This is a genomic window from Streptomyces asoensis, assembly GCF_013085465.1.
In the GTDB taxonomy this organism is placed as follows: domain Bacteria; phylum Actinomycetota; class Actinomycetes; order Streptomycetales; family Streptomycetaceae; genus Streptomyces; species Streptomyces cacaoi_A.
In genome coordinates, this window is sequence record NZ_CP049838.1 from 3,493,265 (window position 1) to 3,509,343 (window position 16,079).

Consider the following 16,079-nt stretch of genomic DNA (forward strand, 5'->3'; position numbering starts at 1 on the left):
TCACAACCCCGGCGGGAACACGTAGGACGTGCGGTCCACGACCCCCGCGGGCACCGTGCAGCCCTCGGCCGCGGACCGCGCGGCGACCTGCTCGAGCGCCTCGGCCTCGACGTGGACCTGGTCGAGGATGACGCGTACGGCGTGCTCGACGGGCAGGAACCGGGCCGGCAGGACGCTGCACGTGGCGTAGGCGGTGAAGGGCGTCGCGGAGGGGTTGAGCTGGAGGACGGGCGGCAGCGCGTCCCACTCGGCCGGGAACTCCTCACCCTGCCACCGGGTGGGGGTCAGCACGGCCGCGCCGTTGTCCCGCAGCAGCCCGAGCCGGACCAGCTGCCAGACGGATGCCAGGAAGGCGCAGGACCAGGTGCGCGCGTCCTCGGGCCCGTTCCACAGCTCGACGTCCAGGAACACGGAGTGGCCGCGTGCCTCGGTCTCGCTCGGCGGCTGCCAGACGCCGGTGGAGTCCAGGGCGGCCGAGGTCCGCTGGGAGGGGGCGCGGCGGCCGTTGGTGAGCCAGCCGGTGCGGCCGACGGGCGGGCGGAAGCCGTTGCTGCCGGGCGGCGGTGACTCCACCAGCCGGTGCAGGACCGACTCGGCCGGTTCGGCCCGGTCGCGGTGGGCGGAGCCGCCGGGGGCGAGGGCGGGGCCGGCGCAGCCCGACTCGCGGGCCAGGTAGTCGATGGTCAGCCCGGCCTCGGCCGCGGCCGCCAGCAGGGGCGGGATCAGCTCGGCGGGGGTGGACAGCCGGGAGAAGTAGTCGTCGATCAGGAAGCAGGTGCTGATCCGGGGCCGGCGGCCCGGCGGCAGCGGGCCGAGACCGGCCCGCGCGGCCTCCACCCAGGGCCGTACGCCGGCGAAGTGCCGACGCAGCCGGGCGGCCCCCTCGGCGAAGTCCTCCATGTACAAGTGGCCCAATTCCAGGGAGAGATGGGAGAAGGGCACGGATTCGGTGCGCGGGTCGGCGCTGCTCTCCCGGAAAACGGTGCCCGGCCCCTTCACAACTGCCCCCAGAACTTGTCGTCGGTCAGCCGCTGCGCGAGATCCCCCATGGCCTGCCAGGTCTCGTTGTTGGCGATCCGGCGGTCGTGCACGTCCTCGTCGGTGATGAGGCGTTCCTGCCACTGGAGGACGGGTTCCAGGGGAATGGACGCCAGCACCCTGGTTCTGCCGATGCCCCGGCCGGCCGCGAGTTCCTCGAGTTCCTTGTCGCACTGCCGCATCCACGCGTACTGCGCGGGCGACACCTGGGACCACAACGGCGACTCCAGATCGGGCACCGCGGCGCGCACGAACCTGATGGCGCCGCCCAGCACGTCCGGGTCGTGTCCGATGGCCGTACCGGCTTGCACTATCCCCTGTTTCCCGAATACGAGTTCGGCTGCCGCCATGACGTGCTGGCGGGTCCACCGGTGATAGACGAGCCAGCGGTTCTTGAGGCGGCCGAGCCCGCCCCGGGGCGATGTGGCGGCCAGTGCCAGGTCCATCGCATAACTGCGTCCGGCGCTCAGGTCGATGATGATGACGTCGAATTCGCGTTTCAGCCGAAGGACGAGGTCCACACAGCGGTGCAGGTTCTCCTCGTCGGTGACGAATTCACCGGCCGTGCGGTCGCCGGGCAGCAGTACCAGCCGCCCGGAGCCACCGGGCCTGCCGCGCAGGACGGGGTGCTCGGTGCGCGCCCAGACGTCGACCCGCAGCGGCTCGCCCGTCTTGCCCTTCAGATAGGAGTGCAGGCCACGCCCCTCGGCCTCGGAGAGGACGTCGGGCAGGTCGAACACGGCGGCGGCGGTGGGCGAGCCGAAGTCGAAGTCCAGGTAGCAGACGTCGTCCCCGTCCAGCGCGCGGTGATACGCGAGGTTGGCGCTGGTGACGGAGCGGCCGGTGCCTCCCTTGTCGGAGGCGGCGAAGACGAGCACTTCACACCCCCCGGGCGTCTGCGCCTCGGGCGCGGGCCAGGGCGTAGAGCCGGGCGAGGACGCCGAGGGCGAGCGCGTGGGCGGTGCCGGGCTGTTTGTCGACGAGCTGACGGGCGCGCCGCAGGTCGGCCTCGATGCCCTTGATCTCTTCTCCCTGGGGGCTCTTGGGGGCGGGGGCGGGCTGCTCCAGCTGCTCCTTGCCGAACAGGTGAGCGGCCTCGCTGAGCGCCGCCTGGGCGAGGGCGGTCATCTCGGAGCTGCGGATCGGATCCTGCGCGTAGAGGGCGTGCGCGGCGACCATGCACTCGGTGACGCGCTCGGTGATGCTCCAGGACAACGGCCCTGTGCGGACCGGTGATTCGGGGTACACGGCGTGCACGTTGTCCCACAGGCCGACGCCGTCGCCGTCGCTGATGCGACGCGCCCAGAGGTGGTCGAGGATGCTCTCGGCGAGCGTGAGCAAACGGTCCTGCGAGCCGATGTTCCGTGACAGCGCGCACAGTTGGACGGTCCGCTTGAGCAGCTGCGCGGAGAAGTCGCCCATCGTCCACTTCATGGCCGGGCCGATCTCCTCACTGCCGAGCAGCGGGAGGGTGACTCCGGGGTTGTGCAGACCGATCGCCGGGTCCTCACGGGCCGTGCGGCTGGTGATGCGGCCGCGTTCGGCGAGGCGTTCCATGACGGCCACGGTGCGGGTGAGGTCGTCGTCGGTGGCACGGCGGCGCACCAGGTCGTGGACGAGGATCGAGGCCACGGACAGGGAGAAGTACTCGGACTCCAGCTGCTGGAGCGTGGTGCGCCAGGGGATCTCCTCCAGCGGCCAGGTGGCGGCGTCGAAGCGGGCGATGCCCGACCAGTACTGCTGGGTGATCTCCCAGCGCAGCCGCAGCGCGTCGGCGAGCTTCTGCTGTTCGGCGGTGAGCAGGCCGAGGACGAGGGTGCGCTCGGAGGACAGGTCGGGGATGCCGTCGAGGGCGACGACGGTGAAGTACAGGTACGGCACGGCGTGGGCCACGCCCTGGGGCTGCTTGCCGATGTCCTGGGCGGTCTGCGCCTCCACCTCGACCTCGGGGGCGTCCTTCACCAGGCTCCAGGCCCAGCCGCACTCGAACAGCCGGTTCTCGTTGCGGAGTTGGTCGGCGACATCGGTGTCCAGGCCGAGGGTGACGCTCTCGCTGATGAGGGCGCGCAGCGACTTGAACCGGTCCTGGAAGCGGTGCAGGACCTGGCGGTCGGACAGCCGGCCCCGGCCGAGCAGCCGGGCGAGCGCCTGCCCCTGGTCGGAGCCGATGTCGACGACGTTGACGGTGAAGGAGCGCAACAGGCTCACCATGGCCGCGGTCAGGCGGGCGCTGGTCGCCTCTCTCAGCTTGTCGATGCGGGCCAGGGTGCTCGCCCGCTGGGTCTTGCCCCGGTACACCTTGAGGAAGCCGAGGGTGGCCAGGCAGAGAGTGATCGACATGGAGTAGGAGTCGACGACTCCCACTTCCTCCTGCTCCTTGGAGAGTTCCTGCTCCGGGTCCTCCGTGGCGAAGTAGTAGCCGCCGGCGAAGGTGGGGCTCTCCTCGCCGCGGTGGTTCTCCATGAAGTCGCCGAGGATCTCCAGGAGGTTCATGGGAATCTCGCTGGAGTCACCCGCGTTCCTGAGGGCCCTCTCCACGTCCAGCTGGGTGGTGTCGGGGTCGTCCAGGCGGAACGGCTCGATTTCGGTGGCGGGGTACAGAAGGCAGAGCAGACGCTCCGCGTCGGCGACGCTGCTGCGACCGCCCCATTCCCCCCATTCCCATTCTCCGTTGTCGAAAGAATGGCGAGCGATGGCCTGCCACACCTCGAGCAGGTTCTGTCTCGGCTTGATCTGCATGCCCATTCCCCTCGCACAGGCCCATCACCATGGAAAAGAACTCCGACATCTTATTCGTCGCGTCGGTCTTTTCGTTGCCCGCAGGCCAGGATCATACCCGTGTAGCCGTCCCGTACAAGCTGCTTCGGATTGGCTGTGCGGTGAATCTCCACATGGTCCGCGTAACCACTGAGAACCGCCCGCACTTCGGATTCGTCGATATCACGGGCGGGGAATGTGTGGGCACCGACGCGATATCCTTCGGAATGCTCCATGAAGGCGGCGGCGAAAGGTGCCCCGGAATTCAGGGCGTTCATGAAACAGCCCACCCCTCGCCGGAATTCGGCGAGCGAGGTGGTGATGGACTCGGCGACGAAGAACATCGTACCGAGGTCCCAGCGGCGCGTATCGGTGCAGAGATCGAAGAGACTGCCCGACTCGGGCTGCTGGACGGCCTCCTTGAACCGGACCCTGGGCGTCATGTCGAGCGTGGCATATGCCTCGTCCTTGCACAGGACGTTCCAGAACTGATCCCAGTGGGGGGCGTAGTCGGGGCACTGCCGCCGGAGGTAGTCCAGATTCCGGGCAGACCGCTCCAGCAGCGTGATCCGGTCGCACCAGGGAAGCATGGCGAGGGCCGGATAGAGATTGGGCCCGGCGCCGACGTCGATACCGGAAGCGACCCGCCCACGACCTCGGAAGTGATCACTGAAGTGATCGCGCACATGGGAGAGGATCTCCTCGTCCACGGCCTGCATCTCGAGGTAATTGTGACTGATGTACACACCGGGATCGAAGTCGTCCCAGAGCACATCACCATTCAGCTTTTGGTCAGCGGCGGGCGGTACCGAGGTCATGATTCAGCGTAGCAGGACGCATGGGTCTTGAAGGAGTGGGTGCACAGAGCAATGATGGAGATCAGGTACGCAAATCGCACTGGCTGCAATTCGATTTGTCGACATTCACAAGGGGACGGTATGACTCCTCTTCCCGGAGATCGTTTTCCGTCGGGCACCGGTTCGATAATGAGCCAGATGTCCGGAGAAAGACCCTTACGGATCAGAGCGGTCACCGAGGCGGATCTACCCCATATCGTGCGCCTCGATGCCGACGCCTTCCCCCACGGTCCCTACCCCTACTTCGTCCTGCGCCAACTCCTCGCCGCCTGTGCCGACCTCGTGTACGTCGTGGACGACGGCACGGACCTCTACGGATACGTGCTCGCGACCTCGCCGAACGACGCGCAGAGCTGGGTTCTCAGCCTTGCCATCACCCCCGGGCTGCGCGGAAAGGGTTTCGGCCGGCAACTGATGACGAAACTGCTCGGTCAGCTACGGGCGAAGGGCACCCATTCCGTCCGGCTCTCCGTCGAGCCGCGCAACGACTCGGCCATCGCGTTGTACCGCTCCCTGGGCTTCGTCCCGGATCCCGGCGGGCCCCGCGCGGACTACTTCGGCCCCGGCGAGGACCGTCTCCTCATGACGCTCACCCTGTGAGCCCCCCGAACCCCCGCACATACCTGCGCTGCCAAGGCGTCTCCACCGCGCGTCGGTCGTAGTGGCGGCGGACGTAGTCCACCGCCTCGCCCGCCGGTACGCCGTCCAGGACCGCCAGGCACGCCAGTGCCGTCCCGGTGCGGCCGCGGCCGCCGGCGCAGGCTATCTCCACGCGTTCGTCGGCCGCTCGGCGCCACGCCTCGGTGAGGGTCGCGTGGGCCTGCGCGCGGTCGCTCGGGAGGCGGAAGTCGGGCCAGCGGAGCCAGCGGGACTCCCAGGGCGGCCGTGGAGGCCGCGCGCCGAGGAGATAGACGCCGTACGCGGGGGTGGGGGCCGTACGGTCGAGCGGGCGGCGCAGGCCGCGGCCGCGGATCAGGCGGCCGGACGGCAGCAGGAGCACCCCTGGCTCACCCGCACGCCAGACCCACGCGTCGTTTCTCATCTCCCCATTCGAACGCGGTCATGGGGGACGGGCAACCGATTCGGCGCAACCGGTGGTCTGGAGGGCGAGGAGGGTGCTTGATGCAGGCCGAACAAGAAGACCGGTTCCAGGAGTTCGTCAGAGCCCGGTGGTCCCGGCTCGTACGGACCGCGTATCTGCTCACGGGGGACGTCCACCACGCGGAGGACCTGACGCAGACCGCGCTGGCCAAGGCGTACCGGTCATGGCGACGGATCTCGCGCAGCGACAACCCCGAGGCGTATGTGCGGCGGATGCTGGTCAGTTGCAACAGTGACCGGTTCCGCAAGCGGCGGGTCACCGAGGCGCTGACCGCGGCGCCGCCCGAGCGGGCGGGGCGCGACGAGGGCGCGGGGCAGGTCGAGGAGCGTGGCTCCCTGCTGGCCGGACTGGCCCAACTGCCGCCGAAACAAAGGGCGGTGGTGGTCCTGAGGTACTGGGAGGACCTGTCCGAGGCGGAGGTGGCCGAAGTGCTCGGCTGCTCGCCCGGCACGGTCAAGAGCCAGGCGTCCAAGGGACTCGCGAAGTTGCGCGTGTATCCGGGGCTGGCCGCCGACCGCACGGTGCCCGGTGGTCGGGGTCAGGGGCAGGGGCAGGGGCAGGGGCAGGGGCAGGGGCGCAGTCAGGTTCGGATTCAGGGTCAGGTACAGGGAGGCAGTAGGTGAACGGGGCGGGAAAGCAGGTGAACCAGGGGGACTTCGGGTTCGAGGAGCGGATGCGTGAGCTGCTCGCTGAGGACGCGTACACCATCCGGCCCTCGTCGGCGCCGTATCCGGCGATCCGGCGGCGCGGACTGGCCGAGCGGCGGCGGCGCGTGGCGCTGACCGGGGCGGCGCTGATGACGCTGGCCGCGGTGCCGGTGGGGGCGTACGCCGTGGCCGGGGGGAACGGGGGGCGGGGCGCTGACACGGCGGCACCGAAGCCGTCGGTCAGCGCCCCGCACAGCCCGGCCGGGAGCACGGGGGGAAGCACCGGCGGAAGCCCGTCCGCGACATCTACGGGCACGGCGGGCGGACCCGCGCAGCCCGCCACGGACGGGCAGCTGCTCGACGGGATCACCTTCGCGCAGGCGGCGGACGGGCTGAAGAAGTGCCTGGCCGCCGAGGGCGGGCCGCCCGGGAGCGCCGCGGATCTGGGCGAGGCCGAGGACTACCGGATCATCCTGGCGATCAAGAGCACCGGAGACTCCAACGCCCCCGGCGACGGCATCTACGTCACCGCGGTGAAGGAGCGGTCCGCGGGCCGCTGGGTGGTCTGCTCCATCAAGGACGGGGTGGCCTCGGGCATCAGCGCCGGCACGATCGACACCGGGGTGCCGGGCACGGGCCCGGTCGTGGTCGACGGCAACGGCGGGCAGCTGTACCAGCAGTCGTTCATGGACAAGGGCAGGTGGAAGCTGCCGTTCAGGTGGGGAATGATCGGCACCGTCGAGGCGTCGGTGGCCAAGGTGACCGTGTCCTACGGCGACGGCGGCCCCGTGACCGCGGCCCTGGACCACGGCTGGTTCGCCGCCGCCGGGATGCTGAACCAGCAGGTCACGCTGGCCCCGCACATCAAGGGCTACGACGGCTCCGGCAAGCTGGTCTACGACTCCGACGAGGACGAGACGTACCAGCGCACGCTGCCCTAGGTCGTGTCCTGGCCGACGTCGGTCAGGGGGCGCTCGGCCCCGGTGTCACCAGCCCCGACTCGTAGGCCACGATGACCAGTTGGGCCCGGTCCCGGGCGCCCAGCTTGCCCATGATCCGGCTGACGTGGGTCTTCGCGGTGAGCGGGCTGAGGCCCAGTTCCTCGGCGATCCCGGTGTTGGTCAGGCCTCGCGCGACCAGGGCCAGCACCTCGCACTCCCGTTCGGAGAGACACTCCGGGCCGCCCGCCGTGGGCGGCCCGGAGGGGCCACGCAGGAACTGGGCGATCAGCCGGGCGGTGGGCCCCGGCGACAGCAGCGCCTCGCCCGCGGCGACCGTGCGGATGGCGTCGAGTAGTTCGGCGGGCCGGGTGTCCTTCACCAGGAAGCCGGCCGCCCCCGCGCGCAGCGCCTCGACGATGTTCTCGTCGGTGTCGTACGTGGTCAGGACGAGGACGCGGACCCCGGCCAGCTCCTCGTCGGCGGCGATCAGCCGGGTCGCCTCGATGCCGTCGAGGTCGGGCATGCGGATGTCCATCACCACGAGGTCGGGGCGTTCGCCACGGGCCACCGCCACCGCCTCCCGGCCGGTACCGGCCTGCCCGACCACCCGCATGTCCGGCGCCGACTCGACGAGCATCGCGAACGCCTCCCGTACGAGGGTCTGGTCGTCGGCGAGCAGCACTCTGAGCGGCTTCATCGGTCCTTCCCGTGCGGCAGTACGGCGCTCACCTCGAAGCCCTTCCCGTCGTCGCGCGGTCCGGCCTCCAGCGAGCCGCCGACGCTGCGCGCCCGCTCCCGCATCCCGACGATCCCGAAACCGGGCGCACCACCGCCGTCCCCCGCACGCCCGCCATGACCCGCGCCGCCACCTCTCCCCACGCCGTCTCCCCCCGTGTCCACGCCCGCTCCGTCGTCGGTGACCCTGAGCCGCAGGGCGTCCTGCTCCTCGTACACCCGGACCCGGACCCCGACCCCCGCCGTCAGGTCGTCCGGCCCGCCGTCCCGGCCGCCGTGCCGCACCGCGTTCGTCAGCGCCTCCTGGACGATCCGGTAGGCGGCCGCGCCGACCGCGGGCGGTACCTCCCCGGACCGTACCGTCAGTTCGACCCGCGCACCGGCCGCACGGGCCGTCTCCGCGAGGTCGGGCAGACCGTGCAGGCCGGGGAGCGAACCCCGGGCGTCCGGCGTGCCGAGGTCGCGCAACACCTCCAGTGTCGTACGGAGTTCGCCGCGCGCGCTGCGGCAGGTCCCGGCGATGTCGTCGAGGGCCTTGGCGACGGCCGCGCGGTCCAGGCGGTCGGGGTCGGCGGCCAGGACGTGCGCGGCGACGGAGGTCTGCACGCCGATCAGGGTGATGGTGTGGGCGAGCAGGTCGTGCAGGTCACGGGCGATGCGCAGGCGTTCCTCGGCGACGCGGCGGCGGGCCTCCTCCTCCCGGGTGCGCTCGGCGCGCTCGGCGCGCTCGACGATGGCGGCGACGTACCGGCGGTAGTAGCGGACGTCGATGCCGCAGAAGAGGACGGCGATGATCCAGCCGGAGATCCGCAGGAGCTCCAGCGCCTCGTCCGGGTTGGTGAGGGCGTTGATGATCAGTGCCGGGCCGAGGACGGCGCACCCGGTGATCAGTGTCCGGCGCACCGTGCCGGTCGCCGCGACCGTGTAGAGCGCCACCATGGTCGCGGGGACGGGCGCGGCGTGGTTGTTGTCGAGGGCGTGGTACGGGACGACGCATACCACCACCGCGAGCAGGGCCGGCACCGGACGGCGGCGCCGCCACGCGAGGGGCACGTTCGCGGTGAGCAGCAGCGTCCAGCCCAGCGCGTCGGGCCGGGGCCCGTCGACGCCGAGCAGGGCGAGGGCCGTGGCGAGGGCGGCCGTCGCCGCGGCCAGCAGTACGTCGTTGCGGGTGCCGTGCGGGGCGGTGCGGGGGTCACGGTTGATCGCCGCCATGATCCGCTCGCCCCGGCGGGGCCTCACCGTTGTCGTGGTCTCCTGCACGGGTTCATCCTGCGGCACGAGGGCGCCCCTCCGGGAGAGAAGGGGCGCCCCGCCGGTCCGCGAGCGGCTCACACCGGCTCCGTCTGCCGCTCCGGTCGGCCCGGCTGCTCGGGCCGCCGCTGCTCGGTCTCCGGCGCCCGCGACAGCCGCCCCGGCCACCACACCTTGCTTCCCAGCGCCACGCTCGCGCTGGTCACGAGATAGGTGCGGACGAGGAAGGTGTCCAGCAGCACGCCCACCGCGATCACGAAGCCCAGCTCGACGAGTTGGACGAGCCCCATGTTCGTCAGCACGGCGAAGGTCGCGGCGAGGACGAGGCCGGCGGAGGCGATGACCCCGCCGGTCGTGCGCAGCGCGGTCAGCGCCGTGGCGACGGGATCGGCGCCGCGCATCGACTCCTCCCGCATCCGGTGCATGAGGAAGATGCCGTAGTCGACGCCGAGGGCGACCAGGAACACGAAGGACAGCAGCCCCAGCCCCGGATCCGTGCCCTCGAAGCCGAACACCGGCCCGAACACCAGCCCGCCGATGCCGAGCGCCGCGCCCCACACCGCGACCACGGCGGCGACGAGCATCAGCGGCGCGACGAGCGACCGCAGCAGCACGATCAGGATCAGCAGGACGGAGACGAGGACGAGCGGCACGACGATCATCCGGTCGCGGGCGTTGGTGTCCACCAGGTCGATCTGCTGGGCGCTCGGCCCGCCGACGTAGGAGCCGGTCAGCCGGGCCCGCAGTGCCTCGATGGTCGCCGTCTCGGCGGCGGACTGCGGCGGTGCGGCGGCGGTCACCGCGATCTCCGTCCAGCCTTCTCCGGTACGGCCCCGGCGTGCGTCGGCGACGCCGTCCGTGTCCCGGATCGCGGCGAGGGTGGCCTCGGCCCGGCCGGTCGGGGTCAGCACGTCGATGGGCTGGGCGGACTGCTCCGGGAAGGCCTTGGCCAGGGTCTCCATGGCGACGACCGACTCGGGCCGGTCGACGAAGGAGTCCTGCTGCTTGACCGCGCCGGGCAGGTTCAGCGCGCCCAGCGCGAGGGCGCCGAGCAGGACGGCGCCGGCCGCCAGGACGGTCCGCGGACGCCGCCCCGCCGAGGTGCCCATCGCGGCGAACAGCGACCGGCGGACCTTGGGCGTGCTGCCGTAGGCGGGCACCAGCGGCCAGAACACCCGGCGGCCCAGCAGGACGAGGAGCGCGGGCAGCAGCGTCAGCATCGTGACGAGCGCGCACAGCACGCCCACCGTGCCCAGCGGTCCCATGCCCCGGTTGGAGTTGAGGTCGGCGGCGAGCAGGCACAGCAGTCCGGCGGCGACGGTCCCGGAGGAGGCCAGCACGGCCGGCCCGCAGCCGCGCAGCGCGGCCCGCATGGCGTCGTACGGCCGCTCCACGCGCCGCAGCTCCTCCCGGTAGCGGGAGACGAGCAACAGGGCGTAGTCCGTCCCCGCGCCGAAGACGAGGATGGTCATGATGCCGGAGCTCTGCCCCGACACCGTGGTGCCGAAGGCCTGGTTGAGGCCGTAGGCGACCCCCATGGACAGGTAGTCGGCGATCCCGGCCACCGCGAGCGGCACCAGCCACAGCACCGGGCTGCGGTAGATCAGGATCAGCAGGACGGCGACGACACCCACGGTGGTGTAGAGCAGTGGCCCGCCGAGCGAGTCGTAGACCTTGGCGGCGTCGGTGGCCAGCGCCCCCGTCCCGCCCACCTCGACGGTCAACCCGCCCTCGCTGTGGGCGACTTCGCGTACGTCCTCGACGAAGGCGTCCCGTTTCTTCTCGTCGGTGCCGGGCTCGTTGGTGGCGACCGGGTACATGAGCGTGGCGCCGTCGGCGGACGGGACGCCTCGCGGGGCCCCGGTCAGCGCGTGGTCCCCGGCGACCCGGGCGACCTGCTCCCGCGCCGTCGTCCGGTCGGCGGCGGTCAGGCCGCCGTCGCGGTGGTAGACCAGCACCAGCTCGGTGCTCTCACCGCCGGGCAACTGCTCCTGGAGCCTCGCGACCCTGGTCGAGTCGGCGCTCGCCGGCAGGTAGTCGGTGACCCGGTCGTGCTGTACGTCGGCGAGCTTGGCGGCGAACGGCGAGGCGAGCGCGAGCACACCCACCCACAGCGCGAGCACCACCCAGGGGATGGCGCTGCGCCGGCCCTTCGTCTTCCCGGCCCCCATGAAATCTCCGGCCCCCATGAAACGGGCCCTCCCTTCGGCACGGCTGTCTGGTTGCGCTCTCCAGACTTCCGGCACGCAGGGGGCGGAGCGTCGCGCGTGAGGGCGAGTTCGGGAGTACTGCCGGGGGTGACCGGACGGGGGGACTACTCCCTGGGGAGTATCAGGACGGCGTCCGGGCCGCGACCAGCAGGCGGGTCACGTCTTCCGCGCGGATCGTCAGGGCCGCGCCCACCGTCGTGAGGACCTCTCGTTCGGCCGGGGTGTACGGGCCGTCCGCGAGGGCGATGCGGGCGCCCTGGAGCAGGATCGATTCGCGGCCGACCGCGGCGAGGTGCGGGGCGAGCGGGTCGAGGGCCTCGTGGAGCTCTATGGCGAGGCCCGCGCCGTACGGTTCGCCGTAGTTGTGACCGGTGTCGGAGGCGAGGGCGGCGACGAGCGCGGCGAGCTGTTCCTCCGTGCAGTCGGTGAAGCCGGCCGAGCGCACCGCGCCCGCCGCCGTCTCCAGCGACGTACGGGCGCAGGTACCGCCCGCGGACAGGACCGCGAGGGCGACGGTGTGGACGGCGTCGCGGAGCATCGCCGAGAAACGGATGGTGGTGGGGTGGTCGAGGACGTCGGTGCCGAAGTGGCGGCGGCAGGCCGCGCACTCGACGACCGGGCCGGTCTCGCCGCGTGGCACGACCGGCATGCCGAGGAGGGTGAAGCGGCGCTGGCCGGTCAGCCGCTGGTAGTTGCGGTCGCCTCCGCAGCCCGGGCAGAAGAACTCACCGTCGCCCGCGGGCGTCCACGCGGTGCGGGTCCCCAGGATGCGGGCAAGCCCGGTGACACGGCCGTCACGTCCCCGTTCTGGCAGCACGTCGCACCTCCGTAACCCCGCGGCAACATCGCCGCACGCCTCCGTGATGTTAGCCACATCCATGAGGTGTAGTCAGCACCCAGGACGAGACCTTCCCGTGACCTCCACAGGGGGATGGCCGATAAGCGACGGGGCCCTGACCGCCGTATACGGCGGTCAGGGCCCCGAAAGTCCCGGTCAGGCCGGTCAGCGGGTCGCGCGGTTGACGGCGGAGACGACCGCCTTCAGCGACGCACGCGTCGTGTTCGCGTCGATGCCGATCCCCCACAGGACCTTGTCGCCGATCGCGCATTCGATGTAGGAGGCGGCCTGCGCGGAGGCGCCCTCGCTCATCGTGTGCTCCTGGTAGTCGAGCAGGCGTACGTCGATGCCGACGGACTCCAGGGCGTTGAAGAAGGCCGAGATCGGGCCGTTGCCGGAGCCGGTCAGGACGGTGTCCTCGCCGTCGACCGTGGCCTCGACGGTCAGGGTGTCGACGCCGTCGGTGTCGGTCGTGGACTGACCCGTGCGGACCTGGATGCGGCCCCAGGGGTTCTCCGGGTTCGGCAGGTACTCGTCCTGGAAGACCCCCCAGATGGCGCCGCCCGTGACCTCGCCGCCCTCGGCGTCCGTCTTCGCCTGGATGAGCTTGGAGAACTCGATCTGCATCCGGCGGGGCAGGTCCAGCTTGTGGTCGTTCTTCAGGACGTACGCGATACCGCCCTTGCCGGACTGCGAGTTGACGCGGATGACGGCCTCGTAGGAGCGGCCGACGTCCTTCGGGTCGATCGGCAGGTAGGGGACCGCCCACTCGATGTCGTCGACGGTGACGCCCTTGGCGGCCGCGTCGGCCTCCATCGCGTCGAAGCCCTTCTTGATGGCGTCCTGGTGGGAGCCGGAGAAAGACGTGTAGACCAGGTCGCCCACGTACGGGTGGCGCGGGTGGACCTCCATCTGGTTGCAGTACTCCCACGTACGACGGATCTCGTCGATGTCGGAGAAGTCGATCTGCGGGTCGACGCCCTGCGAGAACAGGTTCATGCCCAGGGTGACCAGGTCGACGTTGCCGGTGCGCTCGCCCTGCCCGAACAGACAGCCCTCGACGCGGTCGGCGCCGGCCATCAGCGCCAGCTCGGCGGCGGCGACGGCCGTACCGCGGTCGTTGTGCGGGTGGATGGAGATGACGACGTGCTCGCGGCGGGAGATGTTGCGGCTCATCCACTCGAAGCGGTCGGCGTGGGTGGACGGCGTGGAGCGCTCGACGGTGGCCGGCAGGTTCAGGATGATCTCGCGGCCCGGGCCGGGCTGCCAGACGTCCATGACCGCCTCGCAGACCTCCAGGGCGAAGTCCAGCTCGGTGTCGGTGAAGATCTCGGGGCTGTACTGGTAGCCGAACTCCGTCTCGGGGCCCAGCAGCTTCTCCGCGTACTCGACGACCAGACGGGTGCCGTCGACGGCGATCTGCTTGATGTCGTCCTTGGAGCCGCGGAAGACCACGCGGCGGAAGACGGGGGCCGTGGCGTTGTACAGGTGGACGGTCGCCCGCTTGGCGCCCTTCAGGGACTCCACGGTCCGCTCGATCAGGTCCTCGCGGGCCTGGGTCAGTACGGAGATCGTCACGTCGTCCGGGATCGCGCCCTCTTCCTCGACGATCGAGCGCACGAAGTCGAAGTCGGTCTGACCGGAGGCGGGGAAGCCGACCTCGATCTCCTTGTAGCCCATCTTGACCAGCTGGTCGAACATCCGGCGCTTGCGCTCGGGCGACATGGGGTCGATCAGGGCCTGGTTGCCGTCACGCAGGTCGGTGGAGAGCCAGCGGGGGGCGACGGTGATCCGGTTGTCGGGCCAGGTGCGGTCGGGGATGTCGACCTGGTCGTACTGACCGTACTTGTGGATCGGCATGTGGCTGGGCTGCTGGCGGTTCGCCATGATGCGGTGGCTCCTCAGGAGGACCGGAGAGTGTCCGGACGGAAGGACGGCCGACGCGCAACACCAAGCACCGCGGGGAGGGGGTCGGCCTCGACTACAGGCCCTCGCCGCGGCAGCTAAGGAGAAGCAGCCCGAAATGCATAGTGCTCCGCAGCCTAGCGGAGCCGCTTCCGTCACGCGGGTTCGTTCCAGTATGCGGGACCGACAGGAGGAACCATAGGAAAAGGTGCAGAACGTGCGCCACGCCACTCGCCGCTCCTCCGCCATACCACCGGGCACCGCAGATCAGGCCCCTTTGTCACCGTATTTCACCAATCATGGTTGCCGGTGGTGACAGCGGCATAACGCAGTGCAAGGGTGCCGGGCATGACGACTCACGGGGGCTTCGAGCCCGTCTTCTGCACCGTCGTACCGCCACACGTCCTCGACCGGCTGGCGCGGAACGACAACCCCGCTCTCTCCGGTCCCGCCCGGCGCACCATCCTGCGCGACAGCGAGCTGCGCGCACTGCGCCAGGTGACCACCGAGTACGGCCTCCTGGCCGCCCCGACGGCGAAGGCGCCGTCGGACCAGCCGCTGCGCACGATCTACGACGCCGAGCACGGCACCTCGCTGCCCGGCACCAAGGTCCGCGCCGAGGGCCAGGACCCCGGCCGGGACGCCACCGTCAACCGCGCCTACTCCGGGCTCGGCGCCACCTTCGACCTGTATCTGAAGGCCTACCAGCGCCACTCGATCGACGGCGACGGCCTGCCCCTCGACGCCACCGTGCACTACGACGAGGGCTACAACAACGCCTTCTGGAACGGCGAGCAGATGGTGTTCGGTGACGGCGACGGCGAGATCTTCGTCGACTTCACCAACTCCATCGACGTCATCGGGCACGAGCTCACCCACGGCGTCACGCAGTACACGGCGAACCTGACCTACAACGGCCAGCCGGGCGCCCTCAACGAGTCGATGTCCGACGTCTTCGGCTCGCTCATCAAGCAGTACTCGCTCGGCCAGACCGCCGCCGAGGCCGACTGGCTGATCGGCGCGGGCCTGCTCGCCCCGGACGTCACCGGCACCGCCCTGCGCTCCATGAAGGCACCGGGCACCGCGTACGACGACGATGTCCTCGGCAAGGACCCGCAGCCCGCGACGATGGACGAGTACGTCCGCACCGGCCGCGACAACGGCGGCGTCCACATCAACTCCGGCATCCCCAACCACGCGTTCTACCTGGCCGCCACCGCCCTCGGCGGCTACGCCTGGGAGAAGGCCGGCCAGCTCTGGTACGACGTCCTGACCGGCGGCGAGCTCTCCGAGCGGGCGTTCTTCACCGACTTCGCCAAGCTGACGGTGCGAGCCGCGCGTGAGCGCTTCGGCAGCGGCGGGGAGGAGCTCCAGGCCGTGGAGAAGGCGTGGGAGCAGGTGGGGGTGCGGATTCTCTGAGTCCGTAATAGACAGGGACCCATGCGTATTCAGGTGAGTCGCACGGGCGGATTCGCGGGCATCGAGCGCCGTGCCGAGGTGGACACCTCGGGACGGCCCGACGCCCACGAGTGGCACGCCCTGGCCGAGCGGGCGGTCGCCGCCGGCCGGGGCGTGCCTTCGGTCGGCGTACCGGACGGCTTCAGCTACGAGATCACCGTGGACGGCAGGACGGTGTACGCGGCCGATCCCCGGCTCACGGAGGAGCAGCGCAAGCTGATCTCACGGGTGCTGAAGGAGGGGGCCTGAGGGGGCTCGCGGGAGGCTTGCGAGGGGCTTTCGGGAGGCTTGCGGGGTGCTTGTGGGAGGGGCATAACTGGCAGTTCACGCCGGGACG

At 70.9% G+C, this 16,079-nt stretch carries 15 protein-coding genes; 5 read left to right on the forward strand and 10 right to left on the reverse strand.

Annotation, left to right across the window (positions count from 1 at the left end; genetic code table 11):
• The 4 genes from G9272_RS15615 to G9272_RS15630 are packed head-to-tail and all read right to left on the reverse strand — an operon-like array spanning position 1 to position 4,613.
• Positions 1-999 carry an SCO2522 family protein gene (locus G9272_RS15615; RefSeq protein WP_253267818.1) on the reverse strand — a complete coding sequence of 333 codons (999 nt, stop codon included), beginning with the start codon at positions 997-999 and terminating at the stop codon, positions 1-3.
• Positions 996-1,916 (reverse strand): SCO2523 family variant P-loop protein, encoded by a 921-nt coding sequence (locus G9272_RS15620; RefSeq protein WP_171397149.1) that lies wholly within the window; start codon positions 1,914-1,916, stop codon positions 996-998. Before G9272_RS15620 ends, G9272_RS15615 begins: the two co-directional genes overlap by 4 nt.
• A 1-nt stretch (position 1,917) precedes the next feature.
• Entirely contained in the window at positions 1,918-3,777 is a 1,860-nt protein-coding gene (locus tag G9272_RS15625; RefSeq protein WP_171397150.1) for an SCO2524 family protein, read from the reverse strand.
• A 50-nt stretch (positions 3,778-3,827) separates the two neighbouring features.
• The gene (locus tag G9272_RS15630; protein ID WP_253267819.1) at positions 3,828-4,613 is read right to left on the reverse strand and encodes an SCO2525 family SAM-dependent methyltransferase; all 786 of its coding nucleotides are present in this window, start codon (positions 4,611-4,613) and stop codon (positions 3,828-3,830) included.
• Positions 4,614-4,790: 177 nt separating this feature from the next.
• Here G9272_RS15630 and G9272_RS15635 point away from each other — a divergent pair, with 177 nt between their 5' ends.
• Positions 4,791-5,252: a GNAT family N-acetyltransferase gene (locus G9272_RS15635; protein WP_171397151.1), complete on the forward strand. Its 462-nt coding sequence runs from the start codon at positions 4,791-4,793 to the stop codon at positions 5,250-5,252.
• On the opposite strand, the gene G9272_RS15640 is transcribed toward G9272_RS15635, so the two are convergent.
• On the reverse strand, positions 5,242-5,694 hold the full coding sequence (locus G9272_RS15640; RefSeq protein ID WP_171397152.1) for a protein-tyrosine phosphatase family protein: 453 nt from the start codon (positions 5,692-5,694) through the stop codon (positions 5,242-5,244). The two genes, G9272_RS15635 and G9272_RS15640, sit on opposite strands and share 11 nt — an antisense overlap.
• Before the next feature lie 80 nt (positions 5,695-5,774).
• On the opposite strand from G9272_RS15640, the gene G9272_RS15645 reads away from it, so the two are divergent.
• A complete protein-coding gene (locus tag G9272_RS15645; protein ID WP_171397153.1) occupies positions 5,775-6,377 on the forward strand; it encodes a SigE family RNA polymerase sigma factor in 603 nt (200 codons plus the stop codon).
• Positions 6,374-7,342 (forward strand): hypothetical protein, encoded by a 969-nt coding sequence (locus tag G9272_RS15650; RefSeq protein ID WP_367398551.1) that lies wholly within the window; start codon positions 6,374-6,376, stop codon positions 7,340-7,342. The genes G9272_RS15645 and G9272_RS15650 overlap by 4 nt, the downstream gene beginning before the upstream one ends.
• A 22-nt stretch (positions 7,343-7,364) precedes the next feature.
• On the opposite strand, the gene G9272_RS15655 is transcribed toward G9272_RS15650, so the two are convergent.
• The 5 genes from G9272_RS15655 to leuA form a co-directional block, all read right to left on the reverse strand.
• On the reverse strand, positions 7,365-8,039 hold the full coding sequence (locus tag G9272_RS15655) for a response regulator (protein ID WP_171397154.1): 675 nt from the start codon (positions 8,037-8,039) through the stop codon (positions 7,365-7,367).
• Positions 8,036-9,340: a sensor histidine kinase gene (locus G9272_RS15660; RefSeq protein ID WP_437184274.1), complete on the reverse strand. Its 1,305-nt coding sequence runs from the start codon at positions 9,338-9,340 to the stop codon at positions 8,036-8,038. The genes G9272_RS15655 and G9272_RS15660 overlap by 4 nt, the downstream gene beginning before the upstream one ends.
• A gap of 68 nt (positions 9,341-9,408) precedes the next feature.
• Positions 9,409-11,502 carry an MMPL family transporter gene (locus tag G9272_RS15665; RefSeq protein WP_171402007.1) on the reverse strand — a complete coding sequence of 698 codons (2,094 nt, stop codon included), beginning with the start codon at positions 11,500-11,502 and terminating at the stop codon, positions 9,409-9,411.
• A 160-nt stretch (positions 11,503-11,662) separates the two neighbouring features.
• A complete protein-coding gene (locus tag G9272_RS15670) occupies positions 11,663-12,358 on the reverse strand; it encodes a TerB family tellurite resistance protein (RefSeq protein WP_171397156.1) in 696 nt (231 codons plus the stop codon).
• A 186-nt stretch (positions 12,359-12,544) separates the two neighbouring features.
• Positions 12,545-14,266 carry a 2-isopropylmalate synthase gene (leuA, locus tag G9272_RS15675; protein ID WP_171397157.1) on the reverse strand — a complete coding sequence of 574 codons (1,722 nt, stop codon included), beginning with the start codon at positions 14,264-14,266 and terminating at the stop codon, positions 12,545-12,547.
• 366 nt (positions 14,267-14,632) lie between these two features.
• Here leuA and G9272_RS15680 point away from each other — a divergent pair, with 366 nt between their 5' ends.
• A complete protein-coding gene (locus tag G9272_RS15680) occupies positions 14,633-15,703 on the forward strand; it encodes a M4 family metallopeptidase (protein WP_171397158.1) in 1,071 nt (356 codons plus the stop codon).
• A gap of 21 nt (positions 15,704-15,724) precedes the next feature.
• Positions 15,725-15,991 carry a protealysin inhibitor emfourin gene (locus tag G9272_RS15685; protein WP_171397159.1) on the forward strand — a complete coding sequence of 89 codons (267 nt, stop codon included), beginning with the start codon at positions 15,725-15,727 and terminating at the stop codon, positions 15,989-15,991.
• Positions 15,992-16,079: the final 88 nt, after the last annotated feature.